This is a genomic window from Algicella marina, assembly GCF_009931615.1.
GTDB classification, from domain to species: domain Bacteria; phylum Pseudomonadota; class Alphaproteobacteria; order Rhodobacterales; family Rhodobacteraceae; genus Algicella; species Algicella marina.
Map to the genome: position 1 here is coordinate 1653291 of NZ_CP046620.1, position 23793 is coordinate 1677083.

The following is a 23793-nucleotide window of genomic DNA, read 5'->3' on the forward strand; positions in this document are numbered from 1 at the left end:
CTGCGCCCATCAAACTGTGGGGCAGCCCACCAAGGCCCGTCACCGATCCGCCAGCGCCGCCTTCAGCACCTTGCGCACCGCGCCCATGTCCACATCCCGCGCCACGAAAGCCTCGCCTATCCCGCGCGCCAGAATGAAGGTGATCTGCCCGTCCCGCACCTTCTTGTCCTGACCCATCAGCGCGATCAGCCCGTCAGCATCGGGCAACTCACCGGGAATGTCGGCCAAGTCTTTCTTCATGCCCATCGCGTCCAGATGCGCCCGCACCCGGCTCGGCGCTTCCTGAGAGCAAAGCCCGAGTTCCTGCGAAAGCTGGAACGCCAGCACCATGCCCACGGCCACGCCCTCGCCATGCAGCAGCCGCTGCGAATATCCCGTCGCCGCCTCCAGCGCATGTCCGAACGTGTGGCCGAGGTTCAGCAGCGCCCGGTCGCCCCGCTCCTTCTCGTCCCGCGCCACGATGCCCGCCTTCATCTCGCAGGACCGGCGCACCGCCCGCACACGCGCAGCCACGTCGCCCGCCGCCAGCGCCGGCCCGTTCGTCTCCAGCCAGCCGAAGAAATCCGCATCGCCCAGCAGCCCGTATTTCGCCACCTCGCCGTAGCCGGAACGGAACTCGCGCGCACTCAGGGTGCCCAGAACGTCCACGTCCGCCAGCACCAGCTTGGGCTGGTGGAACGCCCCGATCAGGTTCTTGCCCAGTGGCGAGTTGATCCCCGTCTTGCCGCCGACGGAACTGTCCACCTGCGCCAGCAGGCTCGTCGGCACCTGCACGAAATCCATGCCCCGCCGCACCACCGCCGCCGCGAAACCCGCCAGGTCACCGATGACGCCGCCACCGAAGGCCACCAGCAGGTCGTCACGTTCCGCCTTTTCGGCGATCAGCCACTCCACCGTGCGCTCCAGCATGGCCCAGCACTTCGTCCCTTCGCCCGGCGGCAACGTCAGCGCCGGTCCGGCGATCCCCTCCGCCGCCAAGCCGGCCTGCAACGCCGCCAGATGTGCCGCCGCCACCGTCTCGTCAGTCACGATGAACACCTTGCGCCGGTGCAGGTGCGGCGCGATCAACGCGCCCGCCTCGGCCAGCAATCCGGTGCCGATCTCTATCCGGTAATCGCGCCCGGGCAGCGCCACCTCAACCGTCTCACGCATCCCTGGCAATCCTTCGCAATGTCGCCGTCTCTTCCGGTCGCGCCCGGTCATGGGCCACCACCGCTTCCAGAATGCGACGCACCATCGCATCGTGGGTGCCATCCGCCTCCGACATCACCCGAATGTCCGCCTGTGCGTAGACAGGCGCCCGTCCTTCCTTCAGCCGCGCCAGCTCGGCCTTGGCATCCGGTCGCTGCAGCAGAGGCCGCGACGGCTTGTCCTTCACCCGTGCCCAAAGCGTATCCAGATCGGCGTCGAGCCAGACCGACACACCCTTCTCGGCCACGTTCTGGCGGATCTCCGGGCTTAGAAACGCCCCGCCCCCGGTAGCCACCACCCCCGGCTTGCCCTCCAGCAAACGCGCGATCACCCGCCGCTCCCCGGCCCGGAAATATGGCTCGCCGAAGCGTTCGAAGATCTCGCGCACCTCCATGCCGGACGCAGCCTCGATCTCGGCATCGGAATCGCAGAAAGCCACGCCCAGGAACTCCGCCAGCCGCCTGCCGACGCTTGTCTTGCCGGCGCCCATCAATCCGACCAGCACCAGAGGACGCGTCAGTTGCAGCGCCAGCCTGCTAGTGGTTTTCGGATCGCCCGCAATTGGCATTTTTCTGCTCTTTTCCCTGTCGTGGATTGATGTACCCCAAATGCGGCGCTAAGTTCCAGAGCAATCGAGCCAACGGAATCCGCGGCACCGGGGCCAGACCCGCAGGGCAAGTGAAAGCGGATCCGACACTGAAGAGCAGGGCCACCGGCAGCGGCGGTATGAGGCAAGCATGGGACGGCTGATCAAGTATCTCTTCTATCTCGCGCTGGTCGCGGCCGTCGGCATCGCGGGCTATGCGCTCGTGTCCGATCTGCCGCCGCCCGAGAACGAAGTCATCATCGACGTAACGCCGCCTCCGGAATGACGCGCGCGCCCCGCTCCCTGCTGCTCCCGCCAATGCGGGCACTGGCCACCGCGGCGCTGCTCGCGGCTTCAGGCGTTGCCGCACAGGCCGAAGCCCCACGCAGCGCCATTCCCTGGTTGTCCGAAAGCCTGCGCACGGCCCCCACCGTTGCGCCGCCCGCTCGCCCGTTCACCTCGGGTGCCAGTCAGGGCGAAATTACGACGACCACGCTCGAAACACCCTCGCGCGATGGCGTCGGCATTGTCACCACCCGCCAGACGGGCTTGCCCGCCAACCTCTGGGGCCAGACATCGGCGCTGCGGGTCCGCGCTCTTCTGGCCGACCATCCCGGCACCGGCGTGCCCGGCGCCCGCGCGCTCTTCATCGCCATCCTGCTGGCCGAAGTCACGCCCCCGCCCGGGGCCTCCGGCTCCAACGCCGTTCTGCTCACCCGTATCGACAGGTTGCTGGGTCTCGGCCATCTCGAACAGGCCGAAGCGCTGATCACCGCCGCCGGCATCACCGACCCGGAACTCTTCCGCCGCGCTTTCGACATCGGCCTGCTGACGGATCGGTCGGAGCCGGTGTGCGAAACTCTCAGCCAAAGCCCCGGTCTGTCACCCACCCTGCCCGCCCGCATCTTCTGTCTGGCGCGGCGTGGAGACTGGAACGCCGCGGCCCTGACGCTCAACACCGGGCTGGAAACCGGCGACATCTCGGAAAGCGAGGGCGCAATCCTCGCCCGCTTCCTCGATCCCCAGATCTTCGAGGACGCACCGGCACCGCCCCTGCCCGACCCGCTGACGACGCTCGATTTCCTGATCCGCAATGCCGTCGCCCTGCCCCGGCCGCCAGATCCGCTGCCGCTGGCCTTCTATCACCTAGACCTGCCGGAACATCAGCCCCTTCGCACCCGCATCGCCGCGGCCGAGAGGCTCGTGCGCACCGGGGCCATCCCGCCGACGCTGCTGTTCTCCATCTACCGTGCCGGCAGGCCCGCCGCCTCCGGCGGCCTCTGGGATCACGCCACCGCCGCCCAGCGCCTCGATCGGGCCCTGAAGGGCGAGGATCTCGCCGCCATCGAAGACGCGCTGACCGCCGCCGACGAAACCTTCGCCGCCATCGGCCTGCGCCGCGAACTCGCTGTCGAATACGGCTCCGAACTCGCGCTGCTCGACCCGGCCAGCCTTTCGCTCGGCATGCGCACCCGCACCTCCCACCTGCTGCTGCTCGCCGGCCTCTTTTCCGAAGCGACGGCCATGCTGCCCGACAGCAACGACCCGGCGGAGCAGGTGCTGCGCGCCCTGACCCAGCCCGGCACGTCCTTCCCGGAAAGCGCCGCCCTCAGCCCGCTGGAACGCGCCGCCGCCCGCGGCCTTACCCGGCCCGATCCGCCGACACCCGCCGCCGCCTTCGCCACCGAACGCATTGCCGAGGGCTTCATCGGCGAGGGCATCCTCGAAGCCCTGTCCCTGCTCTCCGCCGGTTCGGAAGTCGATCCCGGCGATCTGGAAGCCGGCCTCTTCCTCCTGCGCAACGCCGGCCTGTCCGACTGGGCGCGCCGCATCGCCGCCGACACGATGCTGCTCCTGCCCGAAGCCTGATCGAACCGCGATGAGCGCAGCCTGGATCCAGCCCTTTCTTGAAGCTCTCCGGGCCGAACGTGACGCCGCCGACAATACCCTGATCAACTACGCCCATGATCTCGAACATTTCATGGCTCACATTGCCGGCCTCGGCCTCAAGGCCGAAACCCTCGCCCGCAAGGACATAGAGCAATATCTCATCAACCTGGAAAACGAGGGGCTGAAGCCCGCCACCCGCGCCCGCCGTCTCTCTTCGATCAAGGGCCTCTACCACTTCGCGTTCAGCGAGGGCTGGCGCGGCGACAACCCGGCAGCGCTGATCCGCGCCCCGAAGACCGCGCGCAAATTGCCGGCCACGCTGTCGGAAAATGATGTGGATCGCCTGCTGGAAGCCGCCGGCAGCACCGGCCGGACGCTGGAAGAGAACACCCGGAACGCCTGCCTGTTCGAAATTCTCTACGCCACCGGCCTGCGGGTGACAGAGCTTGTCAGCCTGCCCGTCGCCGCCGTCCGCGGCGACCCCTCGATGATCCTCATACGGGGCAAGGGCGGGCGCGAACGCATGGTCCCCCTCTCGGATCCCGCCCGCGACGCCCTCGCCAACTGGCTGTTGCTTCGCGACCGTGAAGAGGAAGCGGCGCGCAAGAAACGCGGCACCGCCCCCTCACTCTGGCTGTTTCCCACCCGGTCGAAAGCCGGCCACCTGACGCGCGTGCAGTTCCATGGCCTCGTCAAATCCGTCGCCGCCACCGCCGGTCTGAAGCCCGAGGATGTTTCTCCCCACACACTCCGCCACGCCTTCGCCACCCACCTGCTCGCCAACGGCGCCGATCTCCGCGCCATTCAGACATTGCTCGGCCACGCAAGCGTCGCCACCACCGAGATCTACACCCATGTGCTGGAGGAGCGGCTCAAGGCACTGGTGCTGGAAAAACACCCGCTGGCGAAGGACGACTGACGCCTCCCCGCCATCACGACCTCTCAGGCCACGACTCCCGCCGGTCGCGCCCCGCCGGCGTGTGCCGCCAGCTTGTCCAGCGTCTGCGCCCCGTACTCAACCGCCCCAAAACCGATGACGATCACGCGCCGCTCCGGCGTTGGGTGCATCTGGCGCAGCGTCACCACCGTCTTGCCATTCGCCTGTTCATCGAAGGTCACCAGCATGCGGAACCGGTCCGGGTCGTCGTCCGCGTCGGCACCATGATCAACGACGATCAACTTCGGTGCCTCCACCCGGCGGAAGGTCATGCGGTTGCCAAAACGCGTGCCGTCCGGCGCCACCATCGTGAACCGCCACATACCATCGGGGCGGATGTCGATCTCGTCTGTTTCCAGCGTGAACCCCTCCGGTCCGAACCACCGGACGATCTGCTCCGGGTCCGTCCATGCCCGGAACACAGTTTCCCGGTCGGCATCGACGACGCGGGCAATGACGATTTCCCGTTCCAGAAGATCCCCGCTCCAGTCCATATCTTCAATATCAGTCATCCTTTTCCTCTCCTTTGCGTGTCGTTGCGAGATGCGCCTCCAACCTGTCGAGCCGCGCCTCCCACTGGCGCCGATGGCCGGCCAACCATTCCTCCGCCGCCAGCAATGCCTCGGGGTTGAGCGAGCACACCCGCGCCCGCCCCTCCCGATGCGAAACGATCAGCCCAGCCTTTTCCAGAACGCCCAGATGCTGGGTGAACGAGGGCAAGGCCATGTCGAACGGCGCGGCCAGGTGCGAGACGGTGGCCGGACCGAGGCTCAAGGCCTGCACCACCGCCCGCCGTGTCGGGTCCGCCAGTGCGGTGAAGGTCGATTCGACAGTCGGATATTGCTTAGGCATAAACCTAAGCGTCCACGAAAATAACACTTAGGTCAATACCTAAATAAATGCAGACCGCCGCTCACCCCGCCCGCTCCATCCGGATGTTGCCGTCATGCAGAAAACACAGCCGGTCGAACAGCGACAGGTCCAGCGGGTTGGGCAGCCGCACGTCGTCCACTGCCGGCCAATCCCGCTCTGTCAGGTCGAAAGACCGGTCGACCTGCGAGATCAGGCAGACCACCGCGCCCTTCGCTCGGGCAAAGGCCCGCAGATCCCGCACCTGTGCCTCCAGTGGCGGATGGCTCCGCCTCTGGTCCAGCAATTGCAGGTAGTCGATGACAGCCAGCGCCGCACAGTCACGCTGCTCGATGATCTTGGTCACATGCTCCGCACAAATATCGTCTGAAGTATCGACGATCAGTGCGCCAGTATCCGACAGGTTGGCCGCCCCCAGCGCAGCCAGCCGCCTCTGCACATCGCTTTTGGTGTATTCGAGGCTGAAGAAATATCCCTGCCGCCCGATCTCACCCGCCAACACGGCCAGTTCCAGTCCCAGCAGCGTCTTGCCATGCCCCGGACGTGCCGCGATCAGCACCATCTCACCTGCCGAAATGCTCCTCAGTATGCGCCGCGCCGGTGTCGCGTCCGCGTAGCCGGCGGCCATATGGCTCCAGCTCTCGAAACCCTCACCGGCTGCAATCCGGTTCAGCGCTTCATGCAGGCGAATGCCGTCGGCACGGGCCAGCATCCGCGCGCGGCGTTTCAGTTTGTAGATCGGGGATGACAGCTTCATCCGAACCTCCTCCTTCCGGGCAGTCGCCGCAATCCCTCCTTATGCGCCAGCCCGGTCAGGTTGGGTCCGAAGTCGTCCACTCCACATGTCAGATGCTTTCCCGTCGGAGGGGGGAGGCCCGAGCCAGGCCATGCCCGCAGTTTAACCTCACTCCGCGCGCCACTCAATGTCCTCCCGCCTGTCCGGTCGGGCATCAGCTTCAGGCCAGTCGCCGCTCAACCACCGCCTCCCGCCAGCAGAGCGCCACGCCCAGCGCCATTACCAACGGCCCGATCTGCAGCCCGAGCGCCACCGCCAGCGCCGGGGAAAGCGCCGGCGCAATCCACACCAGCAGCATGATCAGCTTGTCTCCCGGTCGCATCCCGCGCCTCAGCAGCACCTGCGCCAGAAGCGACAGCCCCAGCAGCGTCAGCACCATGTCGTAGCGAAATGCATAGGGCGACACCAACAGCGTCGCCAGAAACAGCATGGCCAGCTTCAGGTCTGCCACCACCTCCCGGCGTCGCCAGACGTCTGCCACGGCAACAATCGCCACCATGGCCGAAATCGCCTGCGCCACCAGCGCCAGACCGTTGCCCGCACCCAGCATCTTCAGTGCCACATACGCCGTCACCTGCTGCGCCCACAGGTCGCCCGTTGCCATCGCCACGCGCAGCAGCGGCGTGTTGTTCAGCGCCGCCAGCCACACATCCGCCCCCAGCAGCAGCGTCACGGCGCCCAGCAACCCAAGGCAGGTGACGCAACAGCGCCAGAACAGCGGCCAGTCCCGCGCCGCGATCAGCGCCACCGGCACAAGGATGCTCAGATGCGGCTTGCCGAGACCCAGCGCGATCAGGCACGCCGCCAGCCACAGCCGGCCCTTTGCCCGCGCCTGAAACGCCAGCCCGCTCAGCGCCGCGAAAATCAGGCCGTTCTGGCCCTGAATAAGCGTCAGCACCACCGCCGGCGCACCGAACAGCACCACCCAGCCCAGCGGCTGCGGCACCGCCCGGTAATAGCGCACCGTCATCGCCCACAAGGCCAGTCCCAGTGTCGTGAAGGACAGCAGCGCCACCGGATAGCTCAACCAGCCAAGCGGCATCACCATGGCCAGATAGGTCGGCGGGTAGTGCCACAACAACACCGACTCCTGCGGTGCCAGCGGCAGTTGCAGCGCGATGAAGGCCTCGACATCATAGACCCCGGCAATGCCTTCCGTCAGGAACAGCCGCGCCGCCACCCAGAAGGCCGGAAAGTCATAGCCGAACGGCATGTAGTTCAGGCCGTCCGGCGCCATCAGCGACGCACCCACCTCACCGATCACCACTGCCAGAAACAGCCCGATGGATGCTGCAAATGCTGCCTGACGCCTGATCCGCGTCTCGATCCGCCGGATTGCACCCATGGCCAACCCCGGCGAGCGCGCACCGCCTTCGGCCGGCAAATCGGGGCGTTGATCCTGTTTCAGCTTGGCAACCTTCCCCGACAATGGGCATCAGACCGGCACGGCATCGCCGCCGCCAGCAGCCAAAGCGCTAGCATGGCACAATTTTTCAGACAACCGCCGCCGCCGTTATCGGCGCCGCAAGGCCATCGGCAGCACGTCCTCGCTCGGCCACCAACCACTCTCCAGCGCCCGCTCATACCCCTGCACCAGCCCTGCCTCCCGCATCGCCGCGGCGGCCGCGCCATGATCATAGGCCAACCGCTGCAGATGTACGCCATCGTCGTCCAGCACCGCGAATTCCGTCTCGCACAGTCCGTCATGCGGCGGCATGCCGATAACACCCGCGTTCACCCAAATGTGCCGCCCGATCTCGCGCACGAACCCGATACCGCAATGTCCGGCGATCACCCCGTCCACCGCCCCGATCTCGGCCTCCAACGTCGCAAGTTCGTCCGCCAGGTCCACTGCGTCACTCACCGCCCACAGGAACCGGCTGATCTGCGAGGCTCCGCCGTGGATCACCGCCCAGCGCCGCCCCGCGTGGGTGAACACCAGCCGTCCCGGCAGGCCGCCCATCCACTGCCGCAACTCCGGCCCGACCGCCGCATCCGCGGCCGCGTACCAGCCGCGCGACAGCAGGTCGCAAACGCTATTCTCGCCAAAGCCGCAGCCGCAGTCCGAAGCCCCTGCCGCCAGTTGCACCTCGCAGTTGCCCTGCACTACGGGCAGCTCCAGGTCCCGCACCTGCTCGGCTACGGCTACAGGGTCGGCGCAATAGGCCACCAGATCGCCGGTGCAGATGCAGCGCTCCGGCGGAATACCCAGCCGCCCCGCCTCCGCCAGCAGCGCCTCCAGTGCTTGCAGGTTTGAATATGGCCCGCCGAACAGCAGCACCGGTCCCTCCAGCACTCCCAGATCCCGCACCTCCATCGCCCCCTCCTTGCAGCCGTGCCCGCGACACCCCATAACAACTGTCAACGCGCCGCGGAGGGGGCAACACATGGAATCTGAAATCGCATCACAATTTTGGGACAGCGCGCTGTGGCTGACCATCGTCGCCGTGCTCGGCCTGCTCTGTCTTTCCGCCTTCTTCTCCGGTTCCGAAACCGCGCTGACCGCCGCCTCCCGCGGCAAGCTGCACGGTCTGGCGGACAAAGGCACGCGCGGCGCCCAGCGGGCGCTGAAGCTGACCGAGGACAACGAACGTCTTATCGGCGCCATCCTGCTCGGCAACAACCTCGTCAACATTCTTGCCACCTCCCTAGCCACCTCGATGCTCACGGTCATCGTCGGCGACAGCGGCGTCGCCCTCGCCACCCTGGTGATGACGGCCCTCGTGCTGATCTTCGCCGAGGTCATGCCGAAGACCTACGCCATCACCAACCCCGAGGCCGCGGCCACCCGCGTCGCCCCCGTCATCGCCATTGTCGTCCGCGTCCTGGCACCCGTGGTCAACACCGTCCGCTGGATCGTCCGCCTCATCCTCCGCCTCTTCGGGGTGGAGACGGACCCGGCCGCCAACCTGCTCGCCGCACAGGAGGAGATCGCCGGCGCCATCGCCCTGCACCACTCCGAGGGCAGCGTCGAGAAGGACGACCGAGACCGTCTGCTCGGCGCGCTCGATCTCAAGCACCGCGAGGTGGAGGAGATCATGCTCCACCGCCAGAACATCGAGATGATCGACGCCGACTGGCCGACGCAGGAAATTCTCTCCCACTGCCTGAAAAGCCCCTACACCCGCCTGCCCGTCTTCAAGGAAGAACCGGAAAACATCGTTGGCGTCATCCACGCCAAGGATCTCCTGCGCGCCATCGACGCCCTCACGCGCGGCACCAAAGACGGCCTCGCCAGCCTCGAGAACTTCCAGATCCTGGACGTGGCGATGGAGCCCTACTTCGTCCCCGACACCACCACGCTCGACGACCAGATGCGCGAGTTCCTGCGCCGCAAGACACACTTCGCCCTCGTGGTCGACGAATACGGCGCCCTTCAGGGCCTGATCACGCTGGAAGACATCCTCGAAGAAATCGTCGGCGAAATCTCCGACGAACACGACGAGGAGGAATCGGAGATCCGCATGGCCGCCGACGGCTCCGTCACGGTCGATGGCTCCACCACCATCCGCGATCTCAACCGCGCGTGTGACTGGAACCTGCCCGATGAGGAAGCCAACACCGTCGCCGGGCTGGTCATCCACGAAACCCAGACAATCCCCACCCGTGGCCAGGTATTCACCTTCCACGGTGTCCGCTTCGAGGTGATGGCCCGCGAACGCAACCAACTCACCCGCCTGCGCCTGCGCCGCATTGGCGCGCGCGTCAGCGCCCTCTGAACAGGCTGCCCATCACGCCGCGCAGGAACTTCCGACCAGATCGTGTGCCGGCGGTGCGGATCACCTCTTTCACCAGCGTCTCGCCAATGGAATCGCTGCGGGAGGAGCGGGACCGGCTGCTGCTGCTGCTGCGGCTGCCGTCATAGCGGCGGGCATTGCGAAACTCGCGTTCCTCTTCCTCCGCCCGCTCCGCCGCGGCCGCCTCGCGTTCGGCTTCTTCCGCCGCCGTCTCCGCCCGCGCCCGCAACTTCTCGAACGCGCTCTCCCGGTCCACCATCTCGTCATAGAGGCCCGTCAGCGGCGAAGACGCCATGATCCCCTTCCGCTCCGCATCGTCCAGCGGCCCCAGCCGCGAAGACGGCGGGCGAATGAGCGTGCGCTCCACCACGCTCGGCACGCCCTTCTTCTCAAGCGTCGAAACCAGCGCCTCGCCGGTGCCGACATCGCGGATCGCGTCCTGCGTATCGAACCGCGGGTTCGGCCGGAACGTCTCCGCCGCCGCCCGCAACGCCTTCTGGTCGCGCGGCGTATAGGCCCGCAGCGCGTGCTGGACGCGGTTGCCCAACTGCCCAAGGATATCGCTCGGCACGTCGTCGGGGTTCTGCGTGATGAAATAAACCCCCACCCCCTTGGAGCGGATCAGCCGCGCCACCTGCTCCACCTTGTTCACCAGCGCCTTCGGCGCATCCTCGAACAACAGGTGTGCCTCGTCGAAGAAGAACACGAACTTCGGCTTGTCCGGGTCACCCACCTCCGGCAGCGTCTCGAACAGCTCCGACAGCAGCCACAGCAGGAAAGTGGCATAGAGCCGGGGGCTGGCCATCAGCCGGTCCGCCGCCAGCACGTTCACCCGCCCCTGACCACCAGGCGAGACATGGATCATGTCCGAAAGTTCCAGCGCGGGCTCCCCGAAGAACTGCGTCGCGCCCTGGTTCTCCAGCACGATCAAGCGCCGCTGGATCGCTCCGATAGAGGCGGTGGAAATATTGCCGTAGCGCAGCCCGACATCCTTCGCGTTCTCCCCCAGCCAGACCAGCAGCGCCTGCAAGTCCTTCAGGTCCAACAGCGGCAGGCCCTCTTCATCGCTCATCCGGAACGCGATGTTGAGAATGCCCTCCTGCGCCTCCGTCAGTTCCAGCAGCCGCGAGAGCAGCAGCGGCCCCATCTCGGAAATCGTCGTCCGCACGGGGTGGCCCTTCTCGCCGAACATGTCCCAGAACACGACCGGGAAATCCGAATAGGCATAATCGCCGAAGCCGATCGTCTCGGCCCGGCCGATCAGTGCGTCGTGCAGCTTTGCTTCCGGCGATCCGGCAACCGCCAACCCCGAAAGGTCGCCCTTCACATCCGCAAGAAACACCGGCACACCCTGCGCCGAGAAGCTCTCGGCCAGAATTTGCAGAGTAACTGTCTTGCCAGTTCCGGTCGCCCCGGCGATCAACCCGTGACGGTTGGCGTATTTCAGAAGCAGCGATTGTGGATCGGAGTAGTTTTCACCACCTCCACCAACAAAAATGCGGTCCGTCTCACTCATTGCCTGCTTCCCTGCTCTTCTGTGACTTCTGCAACATACAAAATTAACTAATTCCCGCCATAAAGGAATCGCAAACTGCTTCTATAGCGGTTTTGCAGACTTCCTCCCTGTTGAACTGGCCGCGCCTTCGGGCGCGGCATTTTTTTTGCGCCGCACCAAGATTCATCCTTAAAAAATTGGGGTTTTCACGCCGGATTGGCTTGACGGCAGATTTTCGCTGGCCTAGCCTCCGCTGCATAAGTTGGCCGGTCCGACAGGGAGAGAGCTGCAAAGCAGCCAGTAAAAGGCACCCATCGCGGGTGCCTTTTTCTTGACCGGAACACATTTTCCGGCGACGGGCCGCCTTCTCCTCCGGTTCTGCAGCGTCCATCACCTTTTCGCCGGTCGCTTCGGCAGCGGCAGCCATAGGGTCCTCATCCCGGAAAAGGGCTCGACGGCAGGGCAAAACACGTTAGTTTGCGACCAAAGGCGCCGATCCGCCACTCGACGCTACCCGCGTTGACAGTTCCGCGGCTTCCTGACACCAAGGCCGAAACCATCAAATGAAAGAGGCATCAAATTGCACCCTTTCCGAATTCTACCTTTCGCAACCGCCCTCCTGCTGGCCAGCACGTCGCTGCCGGCCCTTTCTCAGGATACCGGCACGGACGCCAACTCAACCGACGCTGACGTCGAGGTTCCGGCACCCGTGGAAACGGAATCCGTTGCAGAAGAAGCAATCGAATCCGAAGGGCCTTCGACCCTGACGACCGAGGAACCGGCAGAGCCCGCGGCCGAGACACCCGAGCCGGCGACGACCACAGCCGAACCGGCGACAGTCGAACCCGCGTCCGAAGAGCCGGCAGCAGAAGAAACTGCAGCCGAGGAACCCGCTACCGATGTCGCGGCCGACCCGGCCCCCGAAGCGCCCGCCGAGCCAGAGATCGAGACCGAGGTTTTCGGCGATTGGGAAAAGCGCTGCGCGGTGGCCACCAACCAGTGCTTCATCTATCAGATCGCCCGTGACGAGGCCGGCAACGCCGTCGCTGAAGTCACCATTGTCTCCCTGCCCGATGGCGATCAGGCCGAGGCAGGCGCCACCATCGTCACCCCGCTCGGCACCCTGCTGCCCTCCGGCCTTGTCATGCAGGTCGACAGCGGTCAGGCCCGCAAATACGAATACAGCTGGTGCACCCGCTCCGGCTGCTTCGCGCGCTTCGGGCTCGAAGCCGGCTACATTGCCAACCTAAAAGCCGGGAACAAGGCGATCATGCAGCTCTCATCAGTCGCAGCGCCGGAACGGCCGATCCGCCTGAACCTGTCGTTGTCCGGCTTCACTGCCGCCTACGAGGCACTGCCGTCACCGGAGTGACCCCGCGACTTGGGAAAATTGACCAAATGGTAAAAGGCCCTCTCCGGAGGGCCTTTTTCATGTCTGGTTCCGGCATTTAGCCATACCAAATCCATACCGAAACCATACCAAACCCATATTGGGGTCAGGCTCAGATCCGCGCCACCGTCAGCACCGCGTTCAACCCTCCGAACGCAAAGGCATTGGACATTGCCACCTGCACGTCCGCCTCCCGCGCGACGTTCGGCACCACGTCCAAATCGCACTCCGTATCCGGCTCTTCATAGTTGATCGTCGGCGCGATGATCCCGTCCCGAACGGCCATGATACAGGCCAGAAGTTCCACTGCGCCAGTTCCGCCGATCAGGTGCCCATGCATGGATTTCGTACTTGAAATCAAAAGGTTATCGGCGTGGGAGCCAAAGGCTTCCCGCACTGCTGCGCATTCCGTCTTGTCGTTCGCCGCTGTGCCGGTGCCATGGGCATTGATATATCCCACCGCTTCCGGCGCGATCCCCGCATTCCGCAACGCCCCCTGTATTGCACGTCGCGCACCCATCTTGTTGGGCATGACGATATCCGAAGCGTCGGAAGTCATAGCAAATCCAATGACTTCCGCGAGAATATTTGCCCCGCGAGCCTTCGCGTGCTCGTACTCCTCGAACACGAAAACCGCAGCCCCCTCGCCTTGGACCATGCCGTTGCGGTTGGCGGAAAACGGTCTGCAACCGTCCTTCGACATCACCCGCAAGCCTTCCCAGGCCTTGATGCCGCCAAAACACAGCATACTCTCTGAACCGCCCGCCAACATCACCTTTGAAACCCCGGAGCGGATCAAGCCAAAGGCCTGTCCCATCGCGTGGTTGGACGATGCGCAGGCAGTCGCCACAGTGAAACTCGGCCCCTGGAGATTATATCGCATGGAAACATGCGACGCCGCCGCGTTGTTCATTAATCGTGGAACAACAAAGGGATGCACGCGATTCTTCCCAGCCTCGTAGACGCTGCGATAGTTTTCGTCCTGCGTCTGCAACCCGCCGCCGGCAGTGCCGAGAACCACCCCCGCCTCACCTGCCAGTTGCTCCGTCATCTCAAGCCCGGACTGCTCCATCGCCTCCCTGGCGGCCAGCAGTGCAAACTGCGTAAACTTGTCGTAAAGCGTGATTTCCTGCCGGCTGAAATGTGCCTCCGGCTCATACCCGATGATCTGCCCACCGATGGAGATGGATAACCGCTCCACATCCTGGAAATCCAGCGGACCGATACCGCACACGCCATCCGCCATCGCCCGCATCACGTCGGTCGCACTGCGCCCCAATGCGCAAATGGCTCCCTGCCCGGTTATGACTACGCGATGCATATGCTTGATCAGGCGTTCTTTTTCGCAATAAGCGATTCCACCGCCGTCACCATTGAGCGCACATTCGAAATGTCGAACTCGGATTGCGCCGGATCGTTGGCGTTGAACGGTACGGAGATGTCGAACTGCTCCTCGATCGCGAAGATCGCCTCCACCAGCCCAAGGCTGTCGAGCCCGAGTTCTTCCAGCGTCGCCTCAGGAGTCACCTCTTCCGGCTCCAGGACAGCCTGCTCAGCAATGATTGCGATAACCTTGTCAGCAACGGAGCCCGCCATGACGTCCCTCTCTCAACTTCCCGCTCTGATCTACTCTTTCAGACCGGCCTTTGAAACCCGTTTTTCTGCCTCCTGCAGCTTGGTCAACAGCCGCGGCAACCGACGCGTTGCCTTGTAGACATTTACGGAGACATCCATCGGCATCGCCGGGGTGCCCATCATTATCTTACCGGAGGGCACATTGGCGTTGATCCCGGTCTGTGCCGTGATGATTACATCCGAACCAATGTTGATGTGATCGGCAATGCCCGCCTGCCCAGCGAGAACCACTCGATCACCGATTACCGAGCTGCCCGCAACGCCCGACTGCCCGCACAAAAGGCAATGGTTTCCAATAGTTACATTGTGGCCAACCATCACCAGTCCATCCAGCTTCGTACCGTCACCGATCTTCGTGTCGGCCACCGTACCACGGTCCACCGCGGAATTGGCGCCCATTTCCACATCGTCTCCGATTACCACACCGCCCATGGAATTGATGCGGGCAAAACCGGCCGTCCGGCTCGCCTCTGAAATCTTGCCAGTGCTGCGCGCCTCTTCGACCGCTCCCGGCTGCGGAGACACAAAAGAGAAGCCGTCACCACCCACCGAAACACCAATCTGGCCGATGAAACGATTGCCAATCCGCACGTGGGGCCCGATATGGGCACCCGGAAACAGCAGTAGATCGTCCCCGATCACGGTGTTCTCGCCAATGGAACAATGGCTCGAGATCCGCGCACGCACGCCGATCCGCGCCCCTGATTGCACATGGACAAACGGCCCGATTGCCGCACCCGCACCGATTTCCGCTCCATCCTCGATCACTGCCGTGGGATGTATTCCCGGCGCAATTTTCAGCGGTCTCTCAAACAACTTGCCAATGCCCGCCATGACGTAGCGAGAGCGTGGCGCAAAGATCGCTGCCCGGAGGCCCAGCGCTTCCCAGTCCGTCCCTTCGGCGACAATGGCCACCAGTGCCTTGCCATCCGCCAATTGCCCGACGAACTTTTTCTCCATGGCCATAGCGACATGCTCAGGCCCGGCTCGGCCCGGCTCTGCCGGCGCGGTGACACGAAGACCAAGATCGCCCGCCGCTTCGGCGCCGAGGGCTTTCGCCAGTTCTTCCACGGAATAACTCATGCGCGCCTCTCCTTCCGCCCAAACCAAAGGCGGCGACAGGCTCCCGCCCGTCGCCGCCACACCTGATCTAGTGGAATACGGATCAGCCTTCAACCACACCCAGCGAAACGCCTGCGTTCTCAAGCGCCTGGAACACCCGCGCATCCCGACCATAGATGTCGGCGCGATACTGCGGCGTACCGTCTTCGGCCACCCACGCTGAATTGTACGACAGGTATATCGGAAGCGGTTGTTCTAGGTTCAGGTGCCGCTCACTGCCACTGTTCAAGACAGATTGGAACAAGGCATCCGGGTTATCGGACTGAGGGGCCAGCAACACACGGGCCAGTTCGAACGGCTTCTGCACCCGGACACATCCATGGCTGTAGGCCCGCGCATCCCGATTGAACAGCGATTTGGAGGGCGTGTCGTGCAGGTAGATGTTGTACTGGTTGGGGAACATGAACTTCACACGGCCCAGCGCATTACCGCCGCCCGGTTTCTGCTTGATGATAAACGGAAAATTGGACTGGCTGAATTTCGAAAAGTTCACGAACTTCGGATTAACCCGCGTGCCGTTGCGCGTCATGACCTGATAGGTGGAGCCGAGGGCACCGGGATTCCGCTTCAATTTCGGCAGCATCTCCTCGGTGGTAATAGAGCGCGGAACATGCCACGTCGGGTTCACCACCATATGGGTCATGGTGTCGTTGAATTCCTGCGTGCGATGCTTGTTCTTACCGATCACGGTGCGCGACCAGAAAATCGTCTCACCGTCCTGGATGACGGAAACGGAAAAGTCCGCCTGGTTCACATAGACGTGCCTTGCGCCGCGTTCGACGTTCAGCCACCGCTGGCGTTCCAGATTCACGAGGACTTGCTTCAGCCGATCCTCCGCGGAGGCGTTGATGGCCTCCAGTGTCATCGGCCCCGCCACGCCATCGTCATTGAGGCCATGCGTCAGCTGGAAAGCCTTCACCGCTTCGATAAGAAGGTCGTCATAGAGAGGCGAGTCTCCGTAATCCTGCCCGCTGATCCGCGAAAGCCGACTGCGGATATCGACGACACGAGGAGACGAATTCCCCGCCTTGATGGACGGCCCACCGGAAACCTTCGCGCCCCAGTCCCCTGCAGCGATTATATCCTTCAGTCTGATCAGTTCTTCCTGAAGCTTGGCATACTGCGGGTGAGCCGGTGCTAGCGCCCGGAAAAAACCCGCCACGTCCGTCGTCGCTTCGAGTTCAGCCAAGAGAGCCACAGCTTCAGGGCGCGGAGGCTTGATGGCGATGTCCCGATCCACGCTCCGCGGTTCCAGCAAGCCGGACGATACGTCACGCGCATACGTAAGAAACGCCTTTCCGGCTGCGATCTCAGCCTCGGCCTCGGCGACAGATCCATCGGAAAAAAGCTCGGCCAGTTCGGCGATGCCATAGCGATCTTTCGGCAAGCCATGTTCGTCGGCTGACAGAAGAACGTCCAGAAGCGCAGCTTTGCGGGATTCGTCCCAAATCGGCACGAAACCATTTTGCTCGTAGTATTCGAACAGGCTGTCGGAAACTCCCGCAGTCTCCAATGCAGTCCGGAAGGCACGAGCCTCCCGCGTCAGAACCAACTCGGGCTCCGCATTCATCACGGCCGAAACCACCTCACCGCCGACCGTGGCCGCCTCAGTGGTGGCCAGATCCTGCGCATAGGCGCTGCCTGCGACGATGAGCGCCACGAAACTTGCCGCCAGCCGACGAAGCGGGAAACGGTGTACGAATTCCGAATTCATTCTCACAGCTCGACAGTCCTCTATTACCGCGATGTTCTTGCCTGAAGACTTAATATATCCCTCACGACGTCAACAGATGCGGGTGAAGCTTCGCATTCAATTCTGCGGCAGCGTGTGTTTTTCGCCGCATTCACGCTGATTTGACCGATCCAATCGTGTGAAAACGGCCCTACTGTGGCGATTCGGCAAGAATCCGCTCATCTTTTGTCACCGAGGGAACCAAAATCTTGGCAGTTAACCAACGGTTTGCCATAGTCCCTTACATGCGGTGACGCAAAGCTGCCAATCGGCTGTTAGATGCCCAAAAAAGATGACGTGAAGCAGGCAAATGAGCAAAAATACACTTCCTGAAATCGGTCGCCGGGCGTTTCTGGGTGGAATTTTCACCCTCACCGCCACAGCGTCCGCCCCTTACTACGCAAATGCGGCCGGTTTCCTTCGGGGTGCCGGCGATGTCCGCCGGATCAAGCTGCGCTCCCAGCGTACAGGCGAGGCTGTCGATACGATCTACTGGGTCGAAGGCAGCTACATCAAAGAGGCTCTCGCAGAGATCAACTGGTTCATGCGCGACTGGCGCGAGAACGAGGCCATCGGTTATGACCGTCGCAACATCGATATTCTCGCAGCAACACTGCGGTTGATGGATACCGATGAGCCCTATCACGTGGTCTCCGGCTATCGCAGCCCGAAGACGAATGCGATGCTCAGCCGCTCAAATCGCGGCGTTGCCCGCAATTCCTATCACATGAAGGGAATGGCCGCAGATTTGAAACTGTCCACGCGCTCCATCAACCAGATGGCAAAGGCCGCAGTTGCCTGCAACGCGGGCGGTGTCGGCAAATACGGCCGTTCAAATTTCGTGCATATGGATTGCGGTCCCGTCCGCACTTGGCGCGGCTGACCTCCGCCCGCCGCGCCCTTCAGGGGCGAAGCGAGCCGTTACCCTCGACCAGATATTTGAAACTTGTCAATTGACGAGCGCCGACTGGCCCGCGCGCATGCATCTTGCCAGTGGCAATACCGATCTCCGCCCCCATCCCGAACTCTCCACCATCCGCAAACTGCGTCGAGGCATTGCGCATAAGAATGGCGCTGTCGAGTTCCGCGAAGAAGCGTGCTGCAGCCGCATCGTCCTCCGTCAGAATGCAATCCGTATGGTTGGACCCATAGCGAGAGATATGCTCAATCGCGCCATCCAGCCCATCGACCAGTTTTGCCGCAACAATCATGTCGAGATATTCTCGCCCCCAATCAGCCTCGGTCGCGGGCACGGCACCAGCCAGGTCGATCCCCTCTCCGGCTCGCACTTCCACGCCTGCCGCCGCGAGATCGGCCAGAAACGGCACTCCATGCTGCGCGTAATACGAACGATCTATGAGAATACATTCCACCGCCCCACAGATTCCGGTGCGACGAGTCTTGGCATTGAGGATCACCTTGCGCGCTGTCTCCGTATCAGCCTCGGCATCCACGTAGATATGTACGATACCTTCCAGATGCGCGAATACCGGCACGCGCGCATCGGCCTGCACCTTGGCTACCAGGCCCTTCCCACCACGTGGCACAATCACATCGATGTAGCGGCTCATCGTCAGCATTTCGCCAACCGCCGCCCGGTCGCGGGTCGGCACCAACTGAATTGCGGCTTCCGTTAATCCGGCTGTCCGCAGGCCTTCCATCAGACACTCATGGAGGGCTCGTGCGGAGTGAAAACTCTCGGATCCGCCGCGCAGGATCGCTGCATTGCCCGCTTTCAGGCACAGAGCGCCGGCGTCCACCGTTACGTTGGGACGGCTCTCGAAAATCACGCCCACAACACCAAGTGGGGTGGCCACTTTGCGGATATGCAGTCCGGAAGGCTGATCCCACTCTTCGAGTAGCGCACCCACCGGGTCGTCCTGACCGGCGATTGAGTTGAGACTATCGACGATTCCGTCCAGACGGTCTTGCGTCAGTTTCAGGCGGTCGAGCATTGCCGGTGTCAGACCTTTAGCCTCCGCCGCAGCCATATCCTCGGCGTTGGCGGCGAGGATGTCTGCACTGCGGGAGCGGATCGCGCCGCCCGCGTTGCGCAGCGCGGCGTTCTTCTGCTGCGACGTCGCGACCGCGAGTTTGCGTGAGGCCGCCCGCGCAGCCTCCCCTATTTCACGCATGATCTCCGCGACGTTCAAATCCGTGCCGTCCATAGCCATTTTTCCCCCCTAAATCACCATATCGTCCCGGTGAACGAGCGCCGCCCGGCCCGGATGGCCGAGGCGCGCCTCGATCTCACTCGACTTGCAGCCCTGGATCAACCTTGCTTCAACGGCATCATAGCCTGCAAGCCCCCGCGCCAGCACTTGCCCCGCAGGTCCAGTGATCTCCACAGGGTCACCACGCATGAAATCACCGGTCACACCGGTAACTCCTGCAACCAGCAGCGATTTGCCCCGACCGAGCGCAGCAACGGCTCCATCGTCCACACGTATTTCCCCGCGTGCCTTCATCGCGGCGATCCACTGCTTCCGTGCTGCCTTCGGAGACTGATCTGATCGGAACCATGTCGCCTTCGCTCCGTTCGCAAGCGCGCTCAGCGGCTGGATCACATCACCTTTGGTAATCACCATGCTGCACCCTGCCTGCAGTGCCATTTCCGCTGCCAGCAACTTTGTCTTCATCCCACCACGCGATGTTTCACTGGCCGCTCCGCCCGCACTCGCCATGATGTCGTGTGTCAGCTTCGTCACGAATGGAATATGGGTGGCAGCCGTATTCTTGCGCGGATCGGCCGTGTAGAGGCCATCCACGTCGGATAACAATATCAGGACATCGGCGCCAGACAGTACGCTCACCTGCGCCGCAAGCCTGTCATTGTCACCATAGCGGATTTCATCAGTCGCCACGGTGTCGTTCTCGTTCACCACCGGCACAGCTCCCAGATCCAGCAGTGTGGCAAGTGTTGCACGGGAGTTGAGGTATCGCCGCCGGTTCTCGCTGTCCTCTAGGGTCACCAGCACCTGCGCCGCCCGGATACCATGTGAGGCCAGACCCTCTGAATATGAATGCGCGAGCTGGATCTGGCCGACCGCAGCCGCCGCCTGGCTTTGCTCCAGCGCCAGCGCACCTGCTGGCAAACCCAGTTGCCGCCGGCCGAGCGCAATGGAACCAGAGGAAACCAGCAGCACGTCCTTGCCGCTACTACGCAGCGCCGCGACATCGGCGACGAGGCCGGCCAACCAGTCCCGGCGCAGGTTGCCGGTTGTCTGGTCCACCAGAAGCGCAGAACCCACCTTTATGACGATCCGCCGAGCCTGAGAAAGGATCTCCGTCGAATTCAGGGCATCCACGTCCCGTCCTCCGCCTCATCCTCCGAACCTGAATCACCCATGATCTCGCGCCGCAACTCCCGCAAGACCTCCCTGACGCCATCGCCACTTACGCTCGACAATGGCAGCACCCTGCCATCAGACGCTTTTGTCAGAACATCCATCGCCCCCTCCAGCGCTTCCGAATCCAACGCGTCGGCCTTGCTCAAGGCAGTGACACGCGGTTTCTCGGCCAATTCGGGGCTGTAGGCCGCCAGTTCATCGAGAATGGTTCGGTAATCCTCGGCAATCGTCTCCGAAGTTCCGTCCACAAGGTGCAGCAGGACCGAGCACCGCTCTACATGACCGAGAAACCTGTCACCAATCCCGCGTCCTTCATGGGCACCCTCGATAAGGCCCGGAATATCGGCGATGACAAATTCCCGCCCATCAATCCCAACCACCCCCAGATTGGGATGAAGCGTCGTGAACGGATAATCTGCGATCTTGGGTCTTGCGTTCGATGTCGCGGCCAGAAATGTCGATTTTCCCGCGTTCGGCAGTCCGAGCAATCCAGCGTCGGCAATAAGTTTCAACCGAAGCCAGATCGTCCGCTCCACCCCCTCCTGGCCGGAGTTGGCACTGCGCGGCGCTTGGTTGGTGGAAGACTTGAACCGAAGGTTGCCCCAGCCACCATTGCCGCCCTTGGCGATCAGCACCTTCTGCCCCACCTCAGTCAGGTCGGCCAGCACCGTCTCTTCGTCCTCATCGAGAATCTCCGTGCCCACCGGCACTTTCAGCACCTTGTCTTCACCGCTACGACCGGTACGCCCCTGCCCGCGCCCACCCTGACCGTTCTCTGCAAAGAAATGCTGCTGATAACGATAGTCGATCAGCGTATTGAGGCCGTCCACGGCTTCAGCCCAGACATTGCCTCCGTTTCCACCATCTCCGCCATCCGGACCTCCGTATTCGATGAACTTCTCACGGCGAAAACTCACCGATCCGCCGCCACCGGAACCGGAACGGATGTAGACTTTGGCTAGGTCGAGGAATTTCATGGAACTGTCCCGAAAGCGTGCTGGTCTGCGATACTTCATTGCCGCCACCGCCTCAAGCGGCCGCGGCACCGGATCATGGTGCCTTGCGGGTATATGTCCAGAGATCGACCTTTGCCCCACGGGCGATCGAATAGGCTTCGGCTTCTCCAAGGTAGTTGAAACCGGCTTTCGTCAACACTTTTGCAGAGGCCGCGTTATCCTGAAAGACGCTCGCATTCAGCAGCTTATGGCCGATCGAATGCCCGAATGACACCACGGCCTCCACCGCTTCTGTGGCAAAGCCGGTGTTCCAGAACGGCGCACCGATCCAGTAGCCAAGTTCGCCATCGGGTCGCAGGGTAATGACACCCAGCAATTCTCCGGCACTGGAAGCTTCCTGCACGATAGCCCAGTGATATTCTTCCGGGTCTGCGATACGCGCGATGAACGAGGCCCCGCCTCCCGGCGGATAGGGATGCGGAATGGAAGTCGTCATCCGGGCCACACGCCTGTCACCGGCATAGAGTTCCAGATGACCGGCATCGCGCGCTTCCAGCGGGCGCAGCAACAGCCGTTCCGTCCGAAGTATCGGTACCTTGGTCAGTACAGGCTCAGTCATCGCTCAGCCTCCTTGTGCAATTGCCCGTGTCGGGCTGTACCCGTCTCCGGCGTTCTCCGGAAACGAAAAGGGCCCGGTCCTTTCAGACCGGGCCCCCATTTTCTGGATCGGGCTGCGGCCTACTCGGCTGCCTCCGCCACTGGCAGGACGGAAATGAAGGTACGGCCCTTCATGCCTTTGTGAAACGTCACCTGGCCTTCGCTCGTGGCGAAGATCGTGTGATCACGGCCCATGCCGACGTTCTGGCCCGGCCACCATTTCGTGCCGCGCTGACGCACGATGATGTTGCCCGGAATGACCGCTTCGCCACCGAATTTCTTCACGCCAAGGCGGCGGCCGTCACTGTCGCGACCGTTTCGGGATGAACCGCCTGCTTTTTTATGTGCCATTGGTCTCTCTCCTTATTCGTCTGCTGCGGCGGAGAATTCCTTCGCCTGCGCAATCCAGTTGTCGCGTTCGATCCGCCCCTTGAAGGACAGCCGGTCGTCCATATAGGCGATCTCTTCCGGACCCCATTCAGCGATCTGCCAGAAGTGATAGACACCGATCTCGTTCAGCGTGCCCTCCAGCTTCGGTCCGACACCGGAGATCTTTTTCAGATCATCTGCCTTGCCCTTGGCTTCCGTCAGCAGGTTCTGAGGCTGGGCGCCCGCAGGTGCCTCGGCCTCTGCTTTCGCCTTCGGCTCTTCCTTCTTCGGCGCGGCCTTTGCCTTCTTGGGCGCAGCCGCGGCAGTGGCGACAACACCGGCAACGGACCCGGCGCCGATTGCTGCCTTCACGCCGGACTTATCACCGCCGGAGGCCAGAATATCAGTCACGCGAACAACGGTCAGGGACTGACGATGTCCCTTCTTGCGCTGCGAGGAATGCTTCCGGCGACGCTTCTTGAAGCTGATCGTCTTCGGTCCGCGGATCTGGTCCAGAACTTCCGCCTGAACGGCAGCACCTTCAACCAGCGGCGCGCCAACGGTGACCGTATCACCACCCAGCATCATCACTTCGTTGAACTGGATCGTCTCACCCGCCTCTGCGGCAAGTTTCTCGACGCGGAACGTATCGTCCTTGGCAACTTTATACTGCTTGCCACCAGTCTTCAGTACAGCGAACATCCGCCACCTCTGTTTCCGTCGCGTCCTGCGGCCCCGCTAGGCGGCGTTTCGCGGGCCAGCCCCGCGCCTCGAACTGCGTACCCTTGTCCGGGTAATTGCATTACACCGCCCCGGCCAAAGGGCCGGTTCGGAAGCTGCCTTATGATTGCAGAGGGTCAGCCTGTCAAGGCCCGCCGGGAGCATTTTGCTCTTGTTTCCGCCGAGAGCTGTGCCTAAACAACCGCCACTGCAACAAGCAGCCCGTGGAGAGGTGCCGGAGTGGTCGAACGGGGCGGTCTCGAAAACCGTTGTGGGCGCAAGCCTACCCAGGGTTCGAATCCCTGTCTCTCCGCCATTACCCCCTCAGATGCACAGATTCGCCCTAACACATTGAAAGGT

At 63.1% G+C, this 23793-nt stretch carries 25 protein-coding genes and 1 tRNA gene; 7 read left to right on the forward strand and 19 right to left on the reverse strand.

Annotated elements, in window-relative coordinates; genetic code table 11:
- Positions 1 to 39: 39 nt before the first annotated feature.
- Together aroB and GO499_RS08245 are read right to left on the reverse strand one after the other, a co-directional pair.
- Entirely contained in the window at positions 40 to 1152 is a 1113-nt protein-coding gene (gene aroB / locus GO499_RS08240) for a 3-dehydroquinate synthase (protein WP_161861756.1), read from the reverse strand.
- A complete protein-coding gene (locus tag GO499_RS08245; protein WP_161861757.1) occupies positions 1145 to 1759 on the reverse strand; it encodes a shikimate kinase in 615 nt (204 codons plus the stop codon). The genes aroB and GO499_RS08245 overlap by 8 nt, the downstream gene beginning before the upstream one ends.
- A 169-nt stretch (positions 1760 to 1928) precedes the next feature.
- On the opposite strand from GO499_RS08245, the gene GO499_RS19690 reads away from it, so the two are divergent.
- The 3 genes from GO499_RS19690 to GO499_RS08255 are packed head-to-tail and all read left to right on the forward strand — an operon-like array spanning position 1929 to position 4586.
- The gene (locus tag GO499_RS19690; RefSeq protein WP_284154935.1) at positions 1929 to 2063 is read left to right on the forward strand and encodes a hypothetical protein; all 135 of its coding nucleotides are present in this window, start codon (positions 1929 to 1931) and stop codon (positions 2061 to 2063) included.
- Entirely contained in the window at positions 2060 to 3646 is a 1587-nt protein-coding gene (locus tag GO499_RS08250; RefSeq protein WP_161861758.1) for a hypothetical protein, read from the forward strand. Before GO499_RS19690 ends, GO499_RS08250 begins: the two co-directional genes overlap by 4 nt.
- Before the next feature lie 10 nt (positions 3647 to 3656).
- A complete protein-coding gene (locus GO499_RS08255) occupies positions 3657 to 4586 on the forward strand; it encodes a tyrosine recombinase (RefSeq protein WP_161861759.1) in 930 nt (309 codons plus the stop codon).
- A 23-nt stretch (positions 4587 to 4609) separates the two neighbouring features.
- Here the strand turns inward: GO499_RS08255 and GO499_RS08260 are convergent, their stop codons facing one another.
- The 5 genes from GO499_RS08260 to GO499_RS08280 form a co-directional block, all read right to left on the reverse strand.
- The gene (locus tag GO499_RS08260; RefSeq protein ID WP_161861760.1) at positions 4610 to 5116 is read right to left on the reverse strand and encodes an SRPBCC family protein; all 507 of its coding nucleotides are present in this window, start codon (positions 5114 to 5116) and stop codon (positions 4610 to 4612) included.
- Positions 5109 to 5456 carry an ArsR/SmtB family transcription factor gene (locus GO499_RS08265; protein WP_161861761.1) on the reverse strand — a complete coding sequence of 116 codons (348 nt, stop codon included), beginning with the start codon at positions 5454 to 5456 and terminating at the stop codon, positions 5109 to 5111. Before GO499_RS08265 ends, GO499_RS08260 begins: the two co-directional genes overlap by 8 nt.
- A gap of 61 nt (positions 5457 to 5517) precedes the next feature.
- Entirely contained in the window at positions 5518 to 6231 is a 714-nt protein-coding gene (locus GO499_RS08270) for a DNA helicase (RefSeq protein ID WP_161861762.1), read from the reverse strand.
- Between the two features lie 199 nt (positions 6232 to 6430).
- Positions 6431 to 7615, reverse strand: a complete 1185-nt coding sequence (locus GO499_RS08275) for a glycosyltransferase family 87 protein (protein ID WP_161861763.1) — start codon at positions 7613 to 7615, stop codon at positions 6431 to 6433.
- A 168-nt stretch (positions 7616 to 7783) separates the two neighbouring features.
- Complete coding sequence (locus GO499_RS08280) at positions 7784 to 8587, reverse strand: metallophosphoesterase family protein (RefSeq protein ID WP_161861764.1); 804 nt, start codon at positions 8585 to 8587, stop codon at positions 7784 to 7786.
- Positions 8588 to 8657: 70 nt separating this feature from the next.
- Here GO499_RS08280 and GO499_RS08285 point away from each other — a divergent pair, with 70 nt between their 5' ends.
- Positions 8658 to 9989 carry an HlyC/CorC family transporter gene (locus GO499_RS08285; protein WP_161861765.1) on the forward strand — a complete coding sequence of 444 codons (1332 nt, stop codon included), beginning with the start codon at positions 8658 to 8660 and terminating at the stop codon, positions 9987 to 9989.
- Here GO499_RS08285 and GO499_RS08290 read toward each other — a convergent pair.
- Both GO499_RS08290 and GO499_RS08295 read right to left on the reverse strand, forming a co-directional pair.
- A complete protein-coding gene (locus GO499_RS08290) occupies positions 9976 to 11523 on the reverse strand; it encodes a helicase HerA-like domain-containing protein (protein ID WP_161861766.1) in 1548 nt (515 codons plus the stop codon). The two genes, GO499_RS08285 and GO499_RS08290, sit on opposite strands and share 14 nt — an antisense overlap.
- A 43-nt stretch (positions 11524 to 11566) precedes the next feature.
- Complete coding sequence (locus GO499_RS08295) at positions 11567 to 11929, reverse strand: hypothetical protein (RefSeq protein ID WP_161861767.1); 363 nt, start codon at positions 11927 to 11929, stop codon at positions 11567 to 11569.
- 153 nt (positions 11930 to 12082) lie between these two features.
- Between GO499_RS08295 and GO499_RS08300 the strand changes: the two genes are divergently transcribed.
- Entirely contained in the window at positions 12083 to 12874 is a 792-nt protein-coding gene (locus tag GO499_RS08300; RefSeq protein ID WP_161861768.1) for an invasion associated locus B family protein, read from the forward strand.
- 130 nt (positions 12875 to 13004) lie between these two features.
- Here the strand turns inward: GO499_RS08300 and GO499_RS08305 are convergent, their stop codons facing one another.
- The 4 genes from GO499_RS08305 to GO499_RS08320 form a co-directional block, all read right to left on the reverse strand.
- Complete coding sequence (locus GO499_RS08305; RefSeq protein ID WP_161861769.1) at positions 13005 to 14213, reverse strand: beta-ketoacyl-[acyl-carrier-protein] synthase family protein; 1209 nt, start codon at positions 14211 to 14213, stop codon at positions 13005 to 13007.
- A gap of 8 nt (positions 14214 to 14221) precedes the next feature.
- Positions 14222 to 14488, reverse strand: a complete 267-nt coding sequence (locus GO499_RS08310) for an acyl carrier protein (protein ID WP_161861770.1) — start codon at positions 14486 to 14488, stop codon at positions 14222 to 14224.
- A gap of 30 nt (positions 14489 to 14518) precedes the next feature.
- Positions 14519 to 15610: a UDP-3-O-(3-hydroxymyristoyl)glucosamine N-acyltransferase gene (gene lpxD, locus GO499_RS08315; protein WP_161861771.1), complete on the reverse strand. Its 1092-nt coding sequence runs from the start codon at positions 15608 to 15610 to the stop codon at positions 14519 to 14521.
- An 82-nt stretch (positions 15611 to 15692) separates the two neighbouring features.
- Positions 15693 to 17363 carry a L,D-transpeptidase family protein gene (locus tag GO499_RS08320; RefSeq protein ID WP_161861772.1) on the reverse strand — a complete coding sequence of 557 codons (1671 nt, stop codon included), beginning with the start codon at positions 17361 to 17363 and terminating at the stop codon, positions 15693 to 15695.
- Between the two features lie 328 nt (positions 17364 to 17691).
- On the opposite strand from GO499_RS08320, the gene mepK reads away from it, so the two are divergent.
- Positions 17692 to 18264, forward strand: a complete 573-nt coding sequence (mepK, locus tag GO499_RS08325; protein ID WP_161861773.1) for a peptidoglycan L,D-endopeptidase MepK — start codon at positions 17692 to 17694, stop codon at positions 18262 to 18264.
- Between the two features lie 19 nt (positions 18265 to 18283).
- Here the strand turns inward: mepK and GO499_RS08330 are convergent, their stop codons facing one another.
- The 6 genes from GO499_RS08330 to GO499_RS08355 all read right to left on the reverse strand — a co-directional run bounded on the left by GO499_RS08330 (position 18284) and on the right by GO499_RS08355 (position 23415).
- Positions 18284 to 19549, reverse strand: coding sequence for a glutamate-5-semialdehyde dehydrogenase (locus GO499_RS08330; RefSeq protein WP_161863879.1), 1266 nt, complete (start codon positions 19547 to 19549; stop codon positions 18284 to 18286).
- A 15-nt stretch (positions 19550 to 19564) separates the two neighbouring features.
- Positions 19565 to 20665, reverse strand: coding sequence for a glutamate 5-kinase (gene proB, locus GO499_RS08335; RefSeq protein ID WP_161863880.1), 1101 nt, complete (start codon positions 20663 to 20665; stop codon positions 19565 to 19567).
- A gap of 11 nt (positions 20666 to 20676) precedes the next feature.
- Positions 20677 to 21708, reverse strand: coding sequence for a GTPase ObgE (gene obgE / locus GO499_RS08340; protein WP_161861774.1), 1032 nt, complete (start codon positions 21706 to 21708; stop codon positions 20677 to 20679).
- 73 nt (positions 21709 to 21781) lie between these two features.
- Entirely contained in the window at positions 21782 to 22306 is a 525-nt protein-coding gene (locus GO499_RS08345) for a GNAT family N-acetyltransferase (RefSeq protein ID WP_161861775.1), read from the reverse strand.
- Between the two features lie 119 nt (positions 22307 to 22425).
- The gene (gene rpmA / locus GO499_RS08350; protein WP_161861776.1) at positions 22426 to 22695 is read right to left on the reverse strand and encodes a 50S ribosomal protein L27; all 270 of its coding nucleotides are present in this window, start codon (positions 22693 to 22695) and stop codon (positions 22426 to 22428) included.
- Between the two features lie 12 nt (positions 22696 to 22707).
- Positions 22708 to 23415: a 50S ribosomal protein L21 gene (locus GO499_RS08355; protein WP_161861777.1), complete on the reverse strand. Its 708-nt coding sequence runs from the start codon at positions 23413 to 23415 to the stop codon at positions 22708 to 22710.
- Positions 23416 to 23659: 244 nt separating this feature from the next.
- On the opposite strand from GO499_RS08355, the gene GO499_RS08360 reads away from it, so the two are divergent.
- Positions 23660 to 23749: transfer RNA gene (locus GO499_RS08360), tRNA-Ser, on the forward strand.
- The last annotated feature ends 44 nt before the right edge of the window (positions 23750 to 23793 follow it).

Coding starts and splice junctions, on each gene's coding strand:
- aroB (WP_161861756.1), bottom strand. CDS start 1,152: ATGCGTGAGACGGTTGAGGTGGCGCTGCCCGGGCGCGATTACCGGATA.
- GO499_RS08245 (WP_161861757.1), bottom strand. CDS start 1,759: ATGCCAATTGCGGGCGATCCGAAAACCACTAGCAGGCTGGCGCTGCAA.
- GO499_RS19690 (WP_284154935.1), top strand. CDS start 1,929: ATGGGACGGCTGATCAAGTATCTCTTCTATCTCGCGCTGGTCGCGGCC.
- GO499_RS08250 (WP_161861758.1), top strand. CDS start 2,060: ATGACGCGCGCGCCCCGCTCCCTGCTGCTCCCGCCAATGCGGGCACTG.
- GO499_RS08255 (WP_161861759.1), top strand. CDS start 3,657: ATGAGCGCAGCCTGGATCCAGCCCTTTCTTGAAGCTCTCCGGGCCGAA.
- GO499_RS08260 (WP_161861760.1), bottom strand. CDS start 5,116: ATGACTGATATTGAAGATATGGACTGGAGCGGGGATCTTCTGGAACGG.
- GO499_RS08265 (WP_161861761.1), bottom strand. CDS start 5,456: ATGCCTAAGCAATATCCGACTGTCGAATCGACCTTCACCGCACTGGCG.
- GO499_RS08270 (WP_161861762.1), bottom strand. CDS start 6,231: ATGAAGCTGTCATCCCCGATCTACAAACTGAAACGCCGCGCGCGGATG.
- GO499_RS08275 (WP_161861763.1), bottom strand. CDS start 7,615: ATGGGTGCAATCCGGCGGATCGAGACGCGGATCAGGCGTCAGGCAGCA.
- GO499_RS08280 (WP_161861764.1), bottom strand. CDS start 8,587: ATGGAGGTGCGGGATCTGGGAGTGCTGGAGGGACCGGTGCTGCTGTTC.
- GO499_RS08285 (WP_161861765.1), top strand. CDS start 8,658: ATGGAATCTGAAATCGCATCACAATTTTGGGACAGCGCGCTGTGGCTG.
- GO499_RS08290 (WP_161861766.1), bottom strand. CDS start 11,523: ATGAGTGAGACGGACCGCATTTTTGTTGGTGGAGGTGGTGAAAACTAC.
- GO499_RS08295 (WP_161861767.1), bottom strand. CDS start 11,929: ATGGCTGCCGCTGCCGAAGCGACCGGCGAAAAGGTGATGGACGCTGCA.
- GO499_RS08305 (WP_161861769.1), bottom strand. CDS start 14,213: ATGCATCGCGTAGTCATAACCGGGCAGGGAGCCATTTGCGCATTGGGG.
- GO499_RS08310 (WP_161861770.1), bottom strand. CDS start 14,488: ATGGCGGGCTCCGTTGCTGACAAGGTTATCGCAATCATTGCTGAGCAG.
- lpxD (WP_161861771.1), bottom strand. CDS start 15,610: ATGAGTTATTCCGTGGAAGAACTGGCGAAAGCCCTCGGCGCCGAAGCG.
- GO499_RS08320 (WP_161861772.1), bottom strand. CDS start 17,363: ATGAATTCGGAATTCGTACACCGTTTCCCGCTTCGTCGGCTGGCGGCA.
- mepK (WP_161861773.1), top strand. CDS start 17,692: ATGAGCAAAAATACACTTCCTGAAATCGGTCGCCGGGCGTTTCTGGGT.
- GO499_RS08330 (WP_161863879.1), bottom strand. CDS start 19,549: ATGGACGGCACGGATTTGAACGTCGCGGAGATCATGCGTGAAATAGGG.
- obgE (WP_161861774.1), bottom strand. CDS start 21,708: ATGAAATTCCTCGACCTAGCCAAAGTCTACATCCGTTCCGGTTCCGGT.
- GO499_RS08345 (WP_161861775.1), bottom strand. CDS start 22,306: ATGACTGAGCCTGTACTGACCAAGGTACCGATACTTCGGACGGAACGG.
- rpmA (WP_161861776.1), bottom strand. CDS start 22,695: ATGGCACATAAAAAAGCAGGCGGTTCATCCCGAAACGGTCGCGACAGT.
- GO499_RS08355 (WP_161861777.1), bottom strand. CDS start 23,415: ATGTTCGCTGTACTGAAGACTGGTGGCAAGCAGTATAAAGTTGCCAAG.